Genomic DNA, 259 nt, shown 5'->3' on the forward strand with positions numbered 1-259 from the left:
TGGTGAGTGCAATAAAATCATTTTTAAAACTAATCTTAATATTAACTTTTGGCCAGGTTTTAGGCGGATGTAGCTATCTGGCAGATTATTACAATAATAAAGGCTATAAAGAAGAACAACATGGGAAGTATGACGAGGCGATTGCTCATTTAAACAAGTCAATAAAAAATAATCCCAAAATGTGGGAAGCTTATAACAATCGCGGACTAGCATATAATCACAAAAAAATGTACGATCAAGCCATTTCTGATTACAATAA

At 32.4% G+C, this 259-nt stretch carries 1 protein-coding gene; it reads left to right on the plus strand.

Annotated elements, in window-relative coordinates; all coding sequences use genetic code 11:
• On the plus strand, positions 1-259 hold a 259-nt coding region (locus CN514_RS25065), incomplete at both ends, for a tetratricopeptide repeat protein (RefSeq protein WP_176526091.1).

The organism is Bacillus sp. AFS001701 (genome assembly GCF_002559405.1).
Taxonomy (GTDB): domain Bacteria; phylum Bacillota; class Bacilli; order Bacillales; family Bacillaceae_G; genus Gottfriedia.